The 15,954-nt window shown below is 36.3% G+C and carries 13 protein-coding genes; 3 read left to right on the forward strand and 10 right to left on the reverse strand.

What is annotated here, in order from left to right:
- Positions 1-512: 512 nt before the first annotated feature.
- The gene (locus tag BWGOE10_RS14160) at positions 513-1,496 is read right to left on the reverse strand and encodes a hypothetical protein (RefSeq protein ID WP_070143549.1); all 984 of its coding nucleotides are present in this window, start codon (positions 1,494-1,496) and stop codon (positions 513-515) included.
- A gap of 19 nt (positions 1,497-1,515) precedes the next feature.
- Positions 1,516-2,064 (reverse strand): helix-turn-helix domain-containing protein, encoded by a 549-nt coding sequence (locus BWGOE10_RS14165; protein WP_070143551.1) that lies wholly within the window; start codon positions 2,062-2,064, stop codon positions 1,516-1,518.
- A 1,645-nt stretch (positions 2,065-3,709) separates the two neighbouring features.
- Between BWGOE10_RS14165 and BWGOE10_RS14170 the strand changes: the two genes are divergently transcribed.
- The 3 genes from BWGOE10_RS14170 to BWGOE10_RS14180 all read left to right on the forward strand — a co-directional run bounded on the left by BWGOE10_RS14170 (position 3,710) and on the right by BWGOE10_RS14180 (position 5,687).
- Positions 3,710-4,258 carry a tyrosine-type recombinase/integrase gene (locus BWGOE10_RS14170; protein ID WP_070143556.1) on the forward strand — a complete coding sequence of 183 codons (549 nt, stop codon included), beginning with the start codon at positions 3,710-3,712 and terminating at the stop codon, positions 4,256-4,258.
- Between the two features lie 546 nt (positions 4,259-4,804).
- The gene (locus tag BWGOE10_RS14175) at positions 4,805-5,281 is read left to right on the forward strand and encodes a hypothetical protein (RefSeq protein WP_070143558.1); all 477 of its coding nucleotides are present in this window, start codon (positions 4,805-4,807) and stop codon (positions 5,279-5,281) included.
- Entirely contained in the window at positions 5,250-5,687 is a 438-nt protein-coding gene (locus BWGOE10_RS14180; RefSeq protein WP_070143560.1) for a hypothetical protein, read from the forward strand. The genes BWGOE10_RS14175 and BWGOE10_RS14180 overlap by 32 nt, the downstream gene beginning before the upstream one ends.
- A gap of 166 nt (positions 5,688-5,853) precedes the next feature.
- Here BWGOE10_RS14180 and BWGOE10_RS14185 read toward each other — a convergent pair whose 3' ends face one another.
- The 8 genes from BWGOE10_RS14185 to BWGOE10_RS14220 all read right to left on the reverse strand — a co-directional run bounded on the left by BWGOE10_RS14185 (position 5,854) and on the right by BWGOE10_RS14220 (position 15,908).
- On the reverse strand, positions 5,854-6,042 hold the full coding sequence (locus BWGOE10_RS14185) for a hypothetical protein (protein WP_131798966.1): 189 nt from the start codon (positions 6,040-6,042) through the stop codon (positions 5,854-5,856).
- A 110-nt stretch (positions 6,043-6,152) separates the two neighbouring features.
- Complete coding sequence (locus BWGOE10_RS14190) at positions 6,153-7,493, reverse strand: hypothetical protein (protein ID WP_070143563.1); 1,341 nt, start codon at positions 7,491-7,493, stop codon at positions 6,153-6,155.
- A gap of 231 nt (positions 7,494-7,724) precedes the next feature.
- Complete coding sequence (locus tag BWGOE10_RS14195; protein WP_070143566.1) at positions 7,725-8,825, reverse strand: hypothetical protein; 1,101 nt, start codon at positions 8,823-8,825, stop codon at positions 7,725-7,727.
- A gap of 126 nt (positions 8,826-8,951) precedes the next feature.
- Positions 8,952-9,161 (reverse strand): hypothetical protein, encoded by a 210-nt coding sequence (locus BWGOE10_RS14200; RefSeq protein WP_070143568.1) that lies wholly within the window; start codon positions 9,159-9,161, stop codon positions 8,952-8,954.
- Positions 9,158-9,829 (reverse strand): hypothetical protein, encoded by a 672-nt coding sequence (locus BWGOE10_RS14205; RefSeq protein ID WP_002185604.1) that lies wholly within the window; start codon positions 9,827-9,829, stop codon positions 9,158-9,160. Before BWGOE10_RS14205 ends, BWGOE10_RS14200 begins: the two co-directional genes overlap by 4 nt.
- A 708-nt stretch (positions 9,830-10,537) precedes the next feature.
- A complete protein-coding gene (locus BWGOE10_RS14210; protein ID WP_002189969.1) occupies positions 10,538-11,518 on the reverse strand; it encodes a tyrosine-type recombinase/integrase in 981 nt (326 codons plus the stop codon).
- Positions 11,519-11,970: 452 nt separating this feature from the next.
- Positions 11,971-15,087, reverse strand: a complete 3,117-nt coding sequence (locus BWGOE10_RS14215) for an MMPL family transporter (protein WP_070143570.1) — start codon at positions 15,085-15,087, stop codon at positions 11,971-11,973.
- 254 nt (positions 15,088-15,341) lie between these two features.
- On the reverse strand, positions 15,342-15,908 hold the full coding sequence (locus BWGOE10_RS14220) for a TetR/AcrR family transcriptional regulator (RefSeq protein WP_001107311.1): 567 nt from the start codon (positions 15,906-15,908) through the stop codon (positions 15,342-15,344).
- Positions 15,909-15,954: the final 46 nt, after the last annotated feature.

Consider the following 15,954-nt stretch of genomic DNA (forward strand, 5'->3'; position numbering starts at 1 on the left):
TTGATCAAATAAAGGAGACGCAGCGAAGGAAAAACCACTAAACCGCCACCGCCGTTCCCTTACGTATGCTTTTCTGTGTAACGTATGTCTACCGCGTGGCGCCGCGGCGACAAACACAAGGCGCCTTTTAAATGTTCGAAGAATTTTTGTTCAAAGAAGTCTCTCTATAACTTCGATATAGTAACATCGATTTCTATTTTTTATTTTGCGGGTTTCCCCGCTAATCAATTTATGGTTTCTTATATGCTTTTAGCAAGCTTAGTTGTTCACCCCTTCGTATGTATTAGGAGAAAACGGCTGCCAGCCTTTCCAAAAACCAGCAGCCAACAAAACTATGAAATCAGAAAAAGGAAAAGATCTTCTATTACATATGGACGTCTATCGGGGTTACTAATTCCGTTCATTTCCGATATGTAACACGCTTGTAATATTTCCGATCAATTTCGCTTTCCCTTACAAAAACATAGGCTCCTATTTCTCAGAATTCGGGTTAACTTTTACGAAACTTTTTATTAATTCGCTTGTTCTGCGTCGAAATTCGCATATATTTCAGCTCTTTCCTTGTCTGTTACTGTTGGTCGATAATACACGGCCCCGTCGTGGGAAAATCCACATAATTCCCCCGTTCCGTAGTCGCTCGCCTCTGAAAACGTAGGATTCGCCGTGATATGTTTCGTGTCTTTGTCCTGCTGCATCTTCCAAACCCATAATGTATAACGTTCATATTGATCGCTTGTCATACAATTACTTTTTGCGGCAAGATCAATAAAAAATTCAACTCGTTCGGGCCTAACATCGTATTTTTTCGCGATTTCGCAGAAATTCTTCGTTCTAACCCATAAAAAGAATGGAAGCGCCCCTTTTGATGCGTTTAGTTCTCGTCGGATCGGCAATAGGTTACTTATATGACTTCCACCTGTTAACGACGTCGGGATAATATGATCACTCGATACATTTTCGAAACTTCCCGTTAATATACAAGCTGCATTCATTACTATATTTCGAAACTCCTCCATTCCTTCACCTTCTAGTTTTACGTGTAACCCTAGTTTTCTACTTTTTCGGGCATGTGCTCGTAGTCTATCTTCTTTGTACTGGCATCTTTTGCATTCTTTTCGGTACCCATATCCCTTGGTGTTATATTCTGATATTCTCTTATCTTCATTACATACTGAGCATGTACGTTTTTCGTTTTCGTTTACCTGGGCCATTAATTTCGCTTGTCTTTTACGACTCGATTCCGATCTACAATTTCTACATACATTTAGATGTCCGTCCCTAGTCACGTGATTATTCGGGAATGATTCGTATGTAAGCATTTCACCACATTCGCCTATACAACGTTTGAAATTTCGCTGGGTTCCGTCTGATAGTGTAGCGATATATCTTTCTATCTTGTTCTTTCTTTTTCCGATGTTGATTCGATCCATTTTGATTATGTCGAATCCCTTTTCTGTGTTTCTTACGATTGATTGATTTTTGATAGTGTTTTTCATTTGAATTCCTCCGTATGTTTTATTTATTTTCCGCAGCCACTTCGGCTTTTTTCTCATCCTGGCGTTTCTTGTTCGGCTCGATCGTTGCTTTGTCGATACCTTCGTATTTATCTATAAGCGCTTCATGTTCATCGGCGAATTGCTTTGCCAGTGGGAATCGCTCGTACATCGTTTGCTTGTCTAGCGGCTTTAGTGGTAAGTACAAATTGCTTCGACCGATGCCGCGAGATTGTACGCTGATAAGACCGACACTTCGCAGCGCTGAAATGTGCTTCTTTACTGTCGCAACGCTTTTTCGAAGTCTGCGAGCAATAACATATTGTGAAGGATATGCCGATCCGTCTTCGTGGTTGTACCAGTCGATAATTAACTGATATATCCACATTGCATCGGTTGTAATTCCGTACGGGTATAGATCCGTGTAATACCTTAGTTGGGACGGCGTTCTAATAAATCCAGATCCGTCCGTGAAATCGTTTTTATCATATAGTGGTTGTTGAGGCTGCTTTTCTGTCGCCTGTCTCGCTAACTTTCCGTTTTCTACTATCTGTTTTATTGTTAGTTTCACGTCGATTCCTCCTGTTTTATTTTGGTTTCGTGTGCCGTAGCTAACATGCTGGCCTTTTGATAGCTAACATGCTGGCCTTCTTGTGGCTAACATGCTGGCCTTTTGATGGCTAACATGATATACGGAATTCAGCTTTACTTTATTCAGCTTTAATCTATTCATCTTTACTTAATCATTTGAGTTTCGAGTATAAAAAGAATACTCTCACTCTACGCATAAAAAGTTATAGATTAATAGAGAAGATCTTTTATATAAATAATCGCCGACGGCCCGCCTTTTAATATAGGTGCAATCGCCTATACATTTTAGGCTTCGGCCTTACGATTTATTTTGCGTTTCTTGTCTTACAAAAACATAGGCGCTCTAAATTTAGAACCTGGGTTAAAAACGGGCCTGTTTTAAAAAATTGCTGCGAAATTTTTTTACGGTTAACGAAATAACGCAAAATGATCGCCCTGGGTAAAATAGATTCGATAGACTGCGAAAACGGATTACGAGATTCGACGCTATTTCACGTTATCTATCGATCTAATACAAATCAAAATTACTAGGAACGTGTTAGAAAGGTGTCATAGGCCTTAAAATAGATATACGTATATTTAACGAAGAATAAGCGAAGGATTTTCGAAGGAGATAGCGCAAAATTATAGTCGATAGATTCGACGTTACTTCGTGAGAGGCTGCGACAGTTGGCGCGCGATCTAACTACCCGACTTTAAAAATTGTGCTCGCTATTTCTGGCCGCTTGCTGCTGGGGATATCGCTGGGCCTTTGGGGGGGATTGGCTGATTTTCCGATTCGGGATCGCCGTGCCTGGTCCGCTTGCTTCATTGCTGATTCAATTCGATTCGACTGCGACAACGAAACAAGAAAGACTTTTCTTCGCTGATTTCTTTCACGCAAAATAAGAATGATTTAAACAAACGAAATCAATTACGATTCGATTGCAATTCGATTCAGTTACGATTGATCAAACTATTATATTAATAAGAAGAAAGAGCGCAACTAACTTCGAACGATCTTGATCAAAGAAGATCTCAACAAACAAAGAACAATTACAATTCGAATCGATTCGATTCGATAATATATTTTAATAAGAAGAAAGAAGAACGAAGAAAGATCCGCAGCTACTCACGATGATAGACAACATGATGCATTGCAGCAGCCTGCGACATGATAGCATACAGACATAAGCCCAGTTGCTGGCATATGATAGAGCGTGACAGATACCCACCAGGCTTCCCAGTTGCTTCGAGAATGTTTTCTATTCTATTTCTAATACAGATATTCATATACATATACAACGTACTGTGCAGACTCGTACGGCCCCACGTGGTGGGCCATGATATAACGGGGATGTATGTCGGGCTATTGTCGATAGGTGCTGGCCTGTTGGTCGATACATATACGGGCCTGGTTATATATGAGCGTGTGCCCTGGTCCGCTGATAATGTGCAGATATATATGGGCCTATTCGTAATACAATGCGCATCCTGGTCGAATGTATGAATTTAGATAAAAACGTACATTCATTTTATTGTTATTGTTGATGTGTACGCGTTCCTATGATATTCTATAAATATATTAAAAAAACGTACATTCAGATCCTTATAAATAGAGGCTTTATAATAGGAGGAAAAGAAACATGAATCAAATTAAGGACGTGCAGCCAATCCGCAGTAAACAACAAATAGAGGATATGAAGTGGGCTTTGAAACGTCATTGTTCTGAAAGAGATTACATATTATTCCTTATCGGTATTAATACGGGATTACGTGTCGGAGATCTTTTGAAGTTGAAAACATCGGATGTTATTCGTAGAAAGATCGTAAAAGTTTCAGAGGGAAAAACAAAGAAAGTCCGTGAAGTTAATCTATTAAACATATACGAAGAAGTACAAGCCTATGCGAAGACTAACGATAGTGAATGGTTATTTCCGTCAAGAAAAGGTGATAAGCCGATCACGACAACGCAGGCATATCGACAGTTACAAAAAGCCGCTGAATTCGCAGAAGTGGAAAGCATCGGAACTCACACGATGAGAAAAACGTTCGGTTATTGGTTCTATAAACAAACGAAGGACGTTGCGAAACTTCAAACGATATTAAATCATAGTCACCCGCAAGTTACATTGACTTATATCGGAATTACTAGCGAAGAAATTGAAAACGATCTGAATACATTCGTACTATAAGCGATAGGGCATCGAAAATATATCGTTGTCTTTTTTGCACTCCCTTAGACTTCTACGGCCGACTATATTTCTGCATAATTTATTTTAACGATAGATTTCCGCCCCCCTGGTTTTTGAAGGCGGTCTTTCTTCGACCCTTTCCAGCTAGTATAAAGGCGAAAACTCAACGTTAATCTACCGTAATTCATGCGGAAATTTTTCTCTAAATTGTAAACCCTCGCAACCCTATTTACGTTCATTTACATGCGTCTGATGCTTAGAGGCGTAAGTGATTCGATCACTTTGCGTTGATTGATCGTATAGTTTACATTCCGATTCATTTCGCTACACTTAACTATACTTTTATATAAACGGATGCATCTCCATATTTAATATTACGTTTAAATTAATTGATAACTATTCACTCCGCTACATTCGACTACAAACAGTCGATTTCACTCAAAAAAAGTATATATAATTATTATAATACTAAGAAAAAATGTATAATAATTTTGAGCGGGAAAGCCAGTGAGCTATTAAACTTATAATTAAAGGAGGTGAAATGAATTGAAGCAGTTCTTAACTTTTATTTTAACTATATTACCTGCGTTTGCTGGAGTTCTAGGCTTCATTAATCCTTCATGGAGCATTACTGTGAAGTTGCTCTTAACATTCATATTATCCACTGTTTATTTACTGGGAATAATAATATATTTACACAAAAAGCTAACTAAAGTTCAAAAAAGTTTCACTTCCTTAAATACTGAACTCACTCAACTAAAAAACGAAAAAGGGGATTCCGATAAGTCAATTGATAAGTATGATAATTTTGTACATAAAAGAAAGTTATTTATACATCATGACTTACCCGAGTTAGGTGTATTAATCACTGAATTTGAAGTTCATGTAAAAGATTCATACAGAGGACAGAAACATCAAGAATTAAGAGTGCTTACAACGAATGTGAAAAGTAAAACAATTGAGGTAATAAATAAAGAAAAGAGGGATTTTGATGAGCAGTTATACAACATTCAGGGTAATTAAGATTATTGATGAATTTAGCATCGTAATAAATGGTGGACTCAATGAAGATATTTCGATAGGGGATGATATTGAAATATTTTTAGAAGGAGATGAAATATCCGATCCATTTAACGATAATAAAATACTTGGGACGCTTGACTTCATAAAAGATACTTTAAAGGTTACTGAGGTATATTCAGAATTTGCGGTTTGTCAAAAGGTAGTAATCGAAAAAATATACCACCCTTCCGCTCTTCAAAAAGCAATTTCTAATAGTGTAGCTGGAATTGGCGGAATGGCAGGAACTACAGAAACGAAGACACACATAGAAAAAATTGATATATATGAGCATGAAATATCAGGGAGAAAAACAGGAGATAAAGTTATAAGGATTGGTGATATAGCTCGAATCGCCCTTAGTGACTAAGACGGGACTTAATGTCCCTCTTCTTCTTTCCTCTTGCGTATATCTCTTCATATGTATTTATATTATAGATTGCTTTTTCTTCTGTATCATCTACGCAATCCCCTTCGCTCGTCAATCTCATACGGCTAGTGGTGCAGTCGGGTTCCGTTCGCTAACATTTTCCGACCTATACCACCCTATTTCGCCTAACAAGCGGACGCACCGCAGTCATGGCACCGTCAAACGTCCTCACCATTTTCTTCGCTAATTTTCTAGCAATTTCACTTTTACTTTCCACGGAATCATAAAGAGCGATATCTAAAATTACTCTATCTGGAGTACCGCCAGCATTTCGGAAAAACCCCACGCTAAGCAAAAAATACAATAAGCCGCCCATATGGACAGCTCATTTACATAATTATCGTTATCAGAAGTTATTTTTAGATGATCAGTTTTGAGTTTTCACTATCTGCGTTTCTCAATTTTTTATATTCCCGCAGTTTCTAAAATCCGAGCTATTTTCACGTATGTGTCGACTGTATATGGAATTTCTAGTAATGGAATCCCTAATTTATTTGCATACTCTTTCTTTAATTTATCATGTATTTGTTGTTTCTTAAACTGTTCTTCACCACCAAAGTAATCCACAGCATAAAAATGTTGTTGTCCTTGGCATTCAATCAGATAATATGGCTCATTATTCTTATATACTATAAAATCATAAGATAAAAGATTATTACCTATTCCAGTTAAATCAGCAAATTTTTTTTGACATTCATAATCAACACTATTTTTATACTCTTTTTTGTCAAAATATCTGACCACATCTTCTTCAAGTCGTGAATATTTCCAACATCCACATGATTGTATGTTTCCGCCTAACAAATGATTGTTCATAACAGTTGTTGAATTTCCACATTCACATGTACACAAGAATCTTACAATGCCTGTATTAGAGTTTTTAGCACGCTCAATAACAGTCAATTTGCCAAATTTACGACCTGTTAAATCAACATAATGCGTATCACTTGCTACTTCATCTTGATAGCATCCACATGATTTTGTATGTCCTGATTTAAGACCGCCTGTACTAACAATAGCTTCTTTTCCACACTCACATTTACAAATCCAATGTAACTTATTCCATTTAGACGTAGCTTGTTTTATTACTATAAGTTTTCCAAAATACTGCCCTACTAAATTTTCAAAACTGGTAATCCCTGCTACTTCTTTGTGCAAACACCCACATGATTTTGTTGTACCATATTTTAAATAATGTCCTCTAGCTATTTTTTCATTACCACACTCACATTTGCATCTAAACTGTGTATATCCGTTTTCATCATCTAGTTTTTCAATAACAACTAATCTGCCAAATTGTTGTCCTGTAAAATCAGTTCTTATACCTTTGACTTTTCTATTATCCAATAGATGAACTTTCAGAGAACAATTTTTCCCGCAAGATTTGGTCTTACCTGTTGTAACATTAGACAAATAACATTCTACTTCATTGCCACAATCACAGCGAAATAACCACCTTGTTACACTATTTTTACTTTCTATTTTCTTAATACCAACAAGATTACCGAATCTCTCTCCACTAATATCTCTACTGATTTTTTTTCTTCCATCAATTCTAGCACAACCACAAGAGAGAGTATGCTTTCTAGTTAAATTAAGAGCCATAACATCTGTTTCATTACCACAATCACATTTACAATGCCAAACAACGCGTTTGTTTCCATTTTTAGAAATATGGTCCTCGGTTCGATACATAACTGTTAATTTCCCAAATTTTTCACCTGTTAAATCTTTAAGTTTTGCCATTTCTGTACTTCCATTTCTTTTATATTTGCAATCTTTATGAATAACATTGTCGTCTTTTAGATGCTTTAAATCATTTTTGAATTTTATGTTTCAACAGTTCAAAATTCGAAACTTAATTTTCATTTAATTTGATCATCTCAATATATCAGTAAAGTTCCACTCGTCAATCATACATCCCCCTTCTATTCCACCAGTCACCAAAAATCAGTTCCCACCGCCTGTTGTAATGTGTTATTGTTGCGCACCCTTCTTCGCTTCTTGCTCTTCCATTTCCTTCATTTCATCTTGCCACTTATCGCCAATACCACCGCTAGGCGTATTCCATCGTTTTTCTTGACGTTGGATTCTTGCCTTTTCCGCCTCTGTTAGCGCTGGTGTACCATCATCTAAAAGCACCGTGCCGTTTTCATCATACTTGCGGTTTGCCTCTTCTTCGCGTTGTTGTGCCTCTTTCTGTTTGCGGTATTCCTCTTCCTGTTGTCGCAGATGCCTTTGGTGCGCTTCTTCATCAATAATCTTGTCGCAGCCGTGCGCTTCTTGCTTCGTTTCATCGTGTCCATGTCCGCAATAATCGTTAGGAATAGCAGACTTCGCACTCTTTGCTGGTGTATCCGCCTTACTAGGTGCGGGCTTGTCAGTAGACTTCGTAACACCTTCGCTAGTCGTATCTGCTACGCGATTATTCTTAGGTGTATCCTTTTCCTTTTCCGTGTCCGCTCCTTGTCCGATGAATCCGCGTTTATTGTCTAGCGTCGTTTGTTTCGACTCATTAGCGCGGTTTATTTCCGTACGACGTGCGCCGTATAACTTCAATTCGTCGTCTTCGTGAGTGAAATACACTTCAATCTGAGTTACTATTCCGTTATGTTCGTACTCATATGTGTACATTGTACCCTCCCACTTCTTGCCGTACTGTTTGATACGCATAAATGACGCATTACTAACATTTTTAGATAACGTTTCGGCGATCTTTTTCGGAGATATGCCGACTTTTAGCGATTTAAATGCGTCCAAAGATAAATTACCTTCCTCATTCGGCAGGTCAAATGTTAGTTTCTGCGGCTTCTTACCGTCAATTTTGATGTTAAAGTCAATAAGGAATTCACTGTTCTCAGATTCGCGTAATGCATTCAGTTCTTTTTCGACTTCCTTCGATTTCTTTTCGGCTTCGTACATTTCCTGCGCGATTTCTTTCGATGACTTTTCAGCATTGACTTCGTTAGACTGACTTTCGTTAGATTTACCTTCGTTGGAACCACCGCACCCACTTAATAGCGCCGTTGCCGTGATTCCTACTAACATTACTTTTTTAATTGATTTGTATGTATTCATTATTTGATATCCCCTTCACTATGTCCAGTGCGTCAATTTCTCACGCATGATTATTTTGAATGTATTCATGTATGCACCGTTCATCGAATAACAGACTTCCTCCGCCTTCTTTCTTAAATCGAACCTTTATACGTCCTCTTCTTCTTTCCTTTTACTAATAAACTCGCCAACTCTAGCAGTAACAATCGATGCAGCTACCGCCATTGCAAACACTACCGCCAGTCCTCCTATAATGACGTTCCCTATTATCTTCGTAACTATCAAAAGTACGAACGCAACTATTAACAGAATTGCGGAAGGTTTCCGTCCCTTTTTTATTTTAATTTTTATCTTCATGCAATATCCCCCTTTCTAATATTCCTTTTGCGTATCCTCTGCTTAAATCCTCTCACCGCACCTCTAGCAGAATCAAACGATCTTCCAGTCCTTTCAGATAACAATCGGGAAACCGATCTCTCTGAAACTTTATCGTAATTCTCTACCGCATAGATCATTGCATCCAATACCAAAATATCTGCTTCTTTCTCGCATAGCTTTGCGTAAATCTCCTCGTATGTACTTACATTATAAATTGCTTTTTCTTCTGTATTATCTATGCAATCTCCTAACGTTTCCAATACGCTAGTATCTCCGATCAACGTTAACGCATCTCGCTTCTTTCCTCTACTTCCGCAATACTGTCGTACACTCTGATACAATAACCATTTTACTCGACTGTCAAAGTTCCCTCGATCTATATCAAACGTTCTGATCGCATATCTTATTCTACGGAAACAATCGTCTATAAAGTGTACTTCGTTGTTTATATCATGCCAGTTATCGTTGGCTAAGTTTTCAATCAACTGTATGTAATGCGCTTCAATTTTTTCTACATACTTATTATCGCATATTCCAGTGTAATAATCTTCCACTTCTTTCTTAGCTAGTATCGCTATTCTGTTTAATGTTGCGTTTATGTCTTCGCCTTTTTTTGCGTATTGTCTTATATTAAGTCGTTTCTGCATGTGTAAATCCTCCACTTCTTATAGCTACTGTATTTCCCTCCGATATTCAGCTAACTTCCGCTAGTGACGTTTAATACCGAAATTATACTATTGACAAGCGGTGACACATCGACTAGCAAAGGCGAGGAAGTCGTAGGAAGCAGGGCGCAGTTTTCACCCCTATTCGCATAGATAAAAAAATAACGAAGCGTTTAAACTTCGTCATAATTTCGTAGTTTCTATGTGAATAAGAGGTAAGGCGTTAACAACTAGCGTCGGCTCGTTGTGTGAGGTTTTTAGTAACGCATTCCCCGTCCTTTACGATTTCTCGTAATATCGACTTTCTACACTACAAAACGTCCCATAGTGCGTAAATCTTTCGATACACCCTGTTACCGTAGTAACAACGTATTTCCACCCTTGCCGTACAATGCCCGCAATCGGCTAGACCTATACGACGCACGGGGAATGATATGCGTTGGTTTGTATAGCGCTAGTGTTTGCGGCGGTCTAGCTCCCCTTTTACGTTTTTATAGCGGTACGGCTTCCGCTTGTTGACTTACCGCATCAGTACCTAAAAAAGACATTACTAAAGACGCCTTGCAATCTTCGAATTTTTTCGATAGAATGCAAAGTAGATGGTCGGACTGATACGGCTTGTCCGTTATTTAGTTTCGATGTGTATAGTTTTGAGTCTCCAGTTGGCGCTGGGGACTTTTTTCTGTTTAATTAATCGCTTAATTTCCTTAATGGACTGTATTTTTTATGTAACTCTGTTATATCGTCAAACATAAAATGCGTGTATCTCCTTGTCATCGTAATATCGCTATGACCCATTATTTGTTGTAGTGAAAATAAATCTCCACCGTTCCTTAAATATATGGATGCAAATGTATGTCTAAAAATATGAGGACTACACCTAGATTGAATGTTTGCTAATTTGGCATACTTATAAATCATTTGTCTTAATCCACTATTTGTTAAAGCCTTTCCAGATATTCCACAAAACAATCTTTTTGTATACACTTCCCCTCTAATCAGTAACCATCGCTTTAGTGCGTTTTTGGTGTTATCTGTAATTGGTACTTTTCTTTGATGATAAGTTTTAGTATGTTTCACTAATAGTAAATCTTGTTCCCATACTACATCTAATACACTAAGGTTCAATATTTCATTTTGCCTTAATCCTGTCTCTATTAAAACTAATAAAATGGCATAATCTCTAATACCATTCCAGGTCTTTTTATCTACCTTAGAAAGTAAAGTTTTAAGCTGTTTTGGCGTAAGAACTTCAACCTCTTTTGTACGAGTTTTTAATTTTTTAATATCTTTTATTGGATTTATGGGGATGTGTTTGTTCTCAAATAGAAATTTAAAAAATGTTTTATTTGCCCTTATTACAATGTTGATTGTTGATGGCTGCAAATTTCTTTTTACTTTACAGAATACAATAGCATCCTCTATATGTTCTTTCGTTACCTCGTATGGCTTAATTCCAACAGGTAATGACCTTAAAAGTGATTTCAATTGGGCTTGATAGTGAAATAAAGTCGCTTCCCTCAATCCTTTTAAAATGCCCGCTTTGTGAAAAAGTTCAAAAGCCACTTCCCAACTCTCGATATATTCCTCAGCTGCTTCCAATTCTCCGAGAACATCTAATTCTTCCATAGACAATCTGAAATTTCTTTTCGTTTTACTTTTTTTAACCATTAAAAAACCCCCAGTTTACGATTCAATAAAGCAGAACCGCAAACTAGGGGTTGTTATAACTGGGTTTATATAGGTTTTATAGAGGAGTCAAATAATTTGCGATCCGCGAAACGCAAACTAACGTTACTTACTGTAATCATTTGTGTCCTCCTACTAATACCGCTTATTTCAGCGTTTTCTCACCGATTGTCTTAAAAAATCGCATATTACGACTCAATTATTGTAGACTATAGCTATTATATAGTAGAAGCTGGATGAATAGCAACGGTTGATTAGCTTTCTACAATGAAATCGAATAGTTTTTATCCATTCCCCTAGCTATTTTTTGTATATTATCGACCTCTTTCTAATATCCCCATTCGCTTCTCATTCTGTAATACATTGGATCATTTTTTTATTTCATATTTTATATACAAAAAACCTGTAGAGAAAACATTCCCTACAGGTTTTTCTTATTTCGTATTTATTATTTTCTCTTTATAACTCTTCAATTTACTCGCCAATCCTATTAAAGCAGGTAACAATATCGGCATTACAATTAAAGCTAATAGTAAAAGAGCAACGCCAACAACGGATGCTACTTGTATAAGTGTCAATACTCCTGAAGGGATTAATGCAGCAAATGTTCCGCCTAAAATAAGTGCCGCTGATAATATGACTCCCCCTATGTGACGAGATGCATTTACAATTTTCGTTACTGAATCCCCTTCTAGCTCATTGTATCGCATCATTACGAAAATGCTATAATCCACACCTAAAGCGACAATCATTATAAAGCTAAAGAATGGAACATTCCAGCTTAATGACTCTACGTTTAATAAGTGTGAACTAATTTGTTCACTTATACCAAGTGAAGCAAAGTAAGCTAATATTAATGATCCAATAATAAAGATTGAATTTAAAAATGAACGTGTAATAACGATTAATACAATCGCAATTCCAATTAACATTATTGTAGCAGTACGTAAGAAATCTTGCCCGGTTACTTCTTTTAAATCAACGTTTCTAGCTGTTGTCCCGCCGATCGCTTTTTTCACCGATTTTAATTCTGTACCATTTAACGTACCATCTATCGTTTTATTAATCTCTTGTATGATTGGCATCGCTTCTTTTGAATACGGATTTACGTCTAAAATAATTGTCATTTTAGTAATTTTTCTATCATGTGACATGTACGTGTTCAATGCTTTTGGGAAATCTTCTCCCGCTAAAACTTCTTTTGGAATATAAAATTTCTCAGAGCTTTTTGATTCATTAAGCTCGCCTAAATATTTCTGAGCATCCCCTAGGCCGTTACTTACCTTTCCAAGCCCTTCTGTACTTTTAGATAAGCCTGATTGTAATTGCCCCATCTTTTCTTGCAAATCTTTAAGCCCTGTTAAAAGTTGCCCTTGCCCATCGTTTATTTTCGTTAATCCGGATTGTAACTCAGTTGATTTGTTCGCAATTTGTTTTGAACCTGTAGCCCCTTCGCTCAATCCTTTGTTCAGCTCAACAGCTCCTTTTTGTAACTTGGTAACTCCATTGTTCATTTCTTTTAAACCGTTATCTACTTTCAGTAACGATTGATTCGCTTCTTTAAATGAAATCATCGCCGCTTTATGCTGCGTTGATAATTGATTTAATTCTTTTGAAAGTACACTTAATTGCTTTTGAGCTTCTTTAGCAATTCCTATCGTTTGCTGTATGTTCTGATCATTTGCTACTTCTGGTTTCGTTTGAATGAAATTGGTCATTAACATTTCAATTTGTTCGTATCCTTTTTTCGCACCATCAATTGCTTGAGAAATGCTTCCGAAATATTGATCGTAAGAACTTAAACCTTTTTCTAACTGTTCATAACCAGCATGCAGCTGTGAAGTTGCATTAGATAGGACATTTATATTTTGGTTTACTGAAACTAACCCATTCTCAATTTGCTGCGCGCCTTGCGCTCCATCATTTATTCCATTCGATAATTGATTTAAAGCTGTTCCTAATGCTGATACACCGTTTTTCGCCTCGTTCGTTCCATCAATTAACTTTTGAACATTTGCAAGACTATTTGAGTCATTACTACCCATTTTATCTTTCGCATCCGTTAAGCCATCATTAATTTCCTTTATGCCACCATCGGCATCGCCTAAACCAGTATTTAGTTCTCCCACTTGTTTATTTAAATATAATTCTTTTATCTTATCACCAGTTGGACGCGTCGGTGAATACACTTCCGAAACACCTTTAACTTTCGAAATTTTATCAGTTAGTTCATCTAAAGTTTGTAGAGAAGTCGCCTCATCTAACTTTTTATCCGATTGAATGACTAACGTACTTGGTGAAGAGAAACCAGGTGGAAAATGATCTTCTATTACGTTAATCCCCATCTTCGATTCATATTTATTATCCACTTCAAATAAATCATTGTAATTCAACGTGTTAGAGTATTTTAATACGAATGGAATCGATATCACGAATACAATAATTAAAGCGATAAATGGTCTTGCTACTGAATTTTTCGCAAAGAATCCCCATAAACGACTATCCTCATGTCCTTTAAATGTTTTAACTGGATAAAACATTCCTTTTCCTAATAGCACCATGAAAAATGGATTTAAAGTGGTTAATACGAGTAGTAATACTGCGACACCAATTGCTACCGCTGAAGTAGATTGATATAATTTAAAACTTGCTAAAGCAAGTGATGCAAAACCAATTAGCACCGCTATCCCGCTATATAAAACTGTTTTACCTGCCGATTTAAATGTTTCTTTCGTAGCCAAAAATGCATTTTCTTGTTTACTTAATTCTTCTTTAAACCTCGTATATAATAAAATATTATAGTCTGTTCCCACTCCAAACAGTACGACAACTACAAACACTTGCGTAAAGTTAGAAAATGGGAAATTAAATTGATCGACTAAATGAGCAATAATCCCCATTGAAACTAAATACGATACCCCAACTGTAAGAAGAGAAACAATCGGAACAATTGGTGAACGAAATACAATGATTAATACTACTAGAATGAAAATGATTGAAATAACTTCTGTCTTTTTTACACCCTCTTGAGAGGATGTAAGAAAATCACCCGCTATTAAGTCACTTCCTGTTAAGTACGTTTTTACCCCTTTCGTTTGTACTTTTTTATGAAGATTATTTGCAACTTTTGATATTTTACCATGTTTTTTATCTACCGATATTTGCGTTAAAATAGTCGTATTATCTTTAGAAACTAATTGTTTCTCCAGTTCTTTATTATCTAAATGTGAAACGACTTCCTTAATTCCTAATTGCTCTTTTTCATTTTGCAGGGCGTTGATTATTTTTGTTATTTCCTCTTTCTGTTCATTCGTTAATGCGTTTTTATCTCCACTATTAAAGACGGCTATAATTTCATACTTTTCAGCCCCTTCTTTATCCATTTCTTTTATCATCTTGTCAGCAATACTGCTTTGTTCTGTTTTTGGAATCGTGATTTGCCCTTTTTCCTTCACTAACTGATCCATATTAGGCATCGTTACGATCATTGCAATAGTAATAACTATCCATAATAGAAAAGATAAACTTCTCCAGCTTTTTAGCTTGCTCATTTGAATCATCTCCCTCTATTTGAGTTTCATGTTACTTATGGAATGAATATTCATTCCTATTCTTTTAAAGTTATCATTTCGGAATGAACGTTCATTCCTATTGTTCTATTAAATTATTTTAGAAACTCTATTAAACTACTCTTATAGGAATGAATATTCATTCCTATAGTTGTAAAAATATATCATCTCCTGTGTTCATTTTTTAAATCTATTTAGGAATGAATATTCATTCCTTTCCTTATAAAGCTATAGAATCAAATGATTCTAATAGCATTCCAAGAGCTTTCTTCCAATTCTTTTACTAATTCTTTTGAGTATTCTAATTGCCCTGTCGCCATTACTTTAGTTAATTTTTCTAGCGGTTGATATACAATAATAATTAAAGCAACTGGCGGTAATGGACGAAGAAAACCTTTTGCGATTCCATCTTCTATAATATTCATAAAGAAGCCTATAAAATCGTCAAATATTTTCTTACTCTGTTCATCAAGAAAATAACTATCACAGTGAGAATTTGTAAAAAGAAAAGCATCCACATTGTTTCTCGCAAATTCAAATAAACGGTTATACGTATGACTAAACTGTTCACGAATATTTGCTTCAACAGGAAAATCTGTTTTTATCATTTCAGATAGTTGCAACATACTTTTTGAAAATAGTGAGTTAACGAGCGCCTCTTTATTTTCAAAATAGCGATAAATAGTACCAGCGCCGACATTTGCTTTTTCAGCGATCATCGGAATTGTCGTACCATCGTAACCACGCTCTGCGAATAATTGTATAGCAGCTTCAAAAATGTCTTCTTGTTTATTTTTAGCCATTTTTCTCACCTCAATTTTTAGGAATGAAAATTCATTCCGTTTTTTT

It is taken from the genome of Bacillus mycoides, from assembly GCF_001757995.1.
GTDB lineage: Bacteria > Bacillota > Bacilli > Bacillales > Bacillaceae_G > Bacillus_A > Bacillus_A mycoides_B.

Excerpts from the sequence above, each read along its gene's own strand:
- BWGOE10_RS14180 (WP_070143560.1), top strand. The coding sequence starts at position 5,250 with ATGAGCAGTTATACAACATTCAGGGTAATTAAGATTATTGATGAATTT.
- BWGOE10_RS14215 (WP_070143570.1), bottom strand. The coding sequence starts at position 15,087 with ATGAGCAAGCTAAAAAGCTGGAGAAGTTTATCTTTTCTATTATGGATA.
- BWGOE10_RS14205 (WP_002185604.1), bottom strand. The coding sequence starts at position 9,829 with ATGCAGAAACGACTTAATATAAGACAATACGCAAAAAAAGGCGAAGAC.
- BWGOE10_RS14195 (WP_070143566.1), bottom strand. The coding sequence starts at position 8,825 with ATGAATACATACAAATCAATTAAAAAAGTAATGTTAGTAGGAATCACG.
- BWGOE10_RS14200 (WP_070143568.1), bottom strand. The coding sequence starts at position 9,161 with ATGAAGATAAAAATTAAAATAAAAAAGGGACGGAAACCTTCCGCAATT.
- BWGOE10_RS14210 (WP_002189969.1), bottom strand. The coding sequence starts at position 11,518 with ATGGTTAAAAAAAGTAAAACGAAAAGAAATTTCAGATTGTCTATGGAA.
- BWGOE10_RS14220 (WP_001107311.1), bottom strand. The coding sequence starts at position 15,908 with ATGGCTAAAAATAAACAAGAAGACATTTTTGAAGCTGCTATACAATTA.
- BWGOE10_RS14170 (WP_070143556.1), top strand. The coding sequence starts at position 3,710 with ATGAATCAAATTAAGGACGTGCAGCCAATCCGCAGTAAACAACAAATA.
- BWGOE10_RS14190 (WP_070143563.1), bottom strand. The coding sequence starts at position 7,493 with ATGGCAAAACTTAAAGATTTAACAGGTGAAAAATTTGGGAAATTAACA.
- BWGOE10_RS14160 (WP_070143549.1), bottom strand. The coding sequence starts at position 1,496 with ATGAAAAACACTATCAAAAATCAATCAATCGTAAGAAACACAGAAAAG.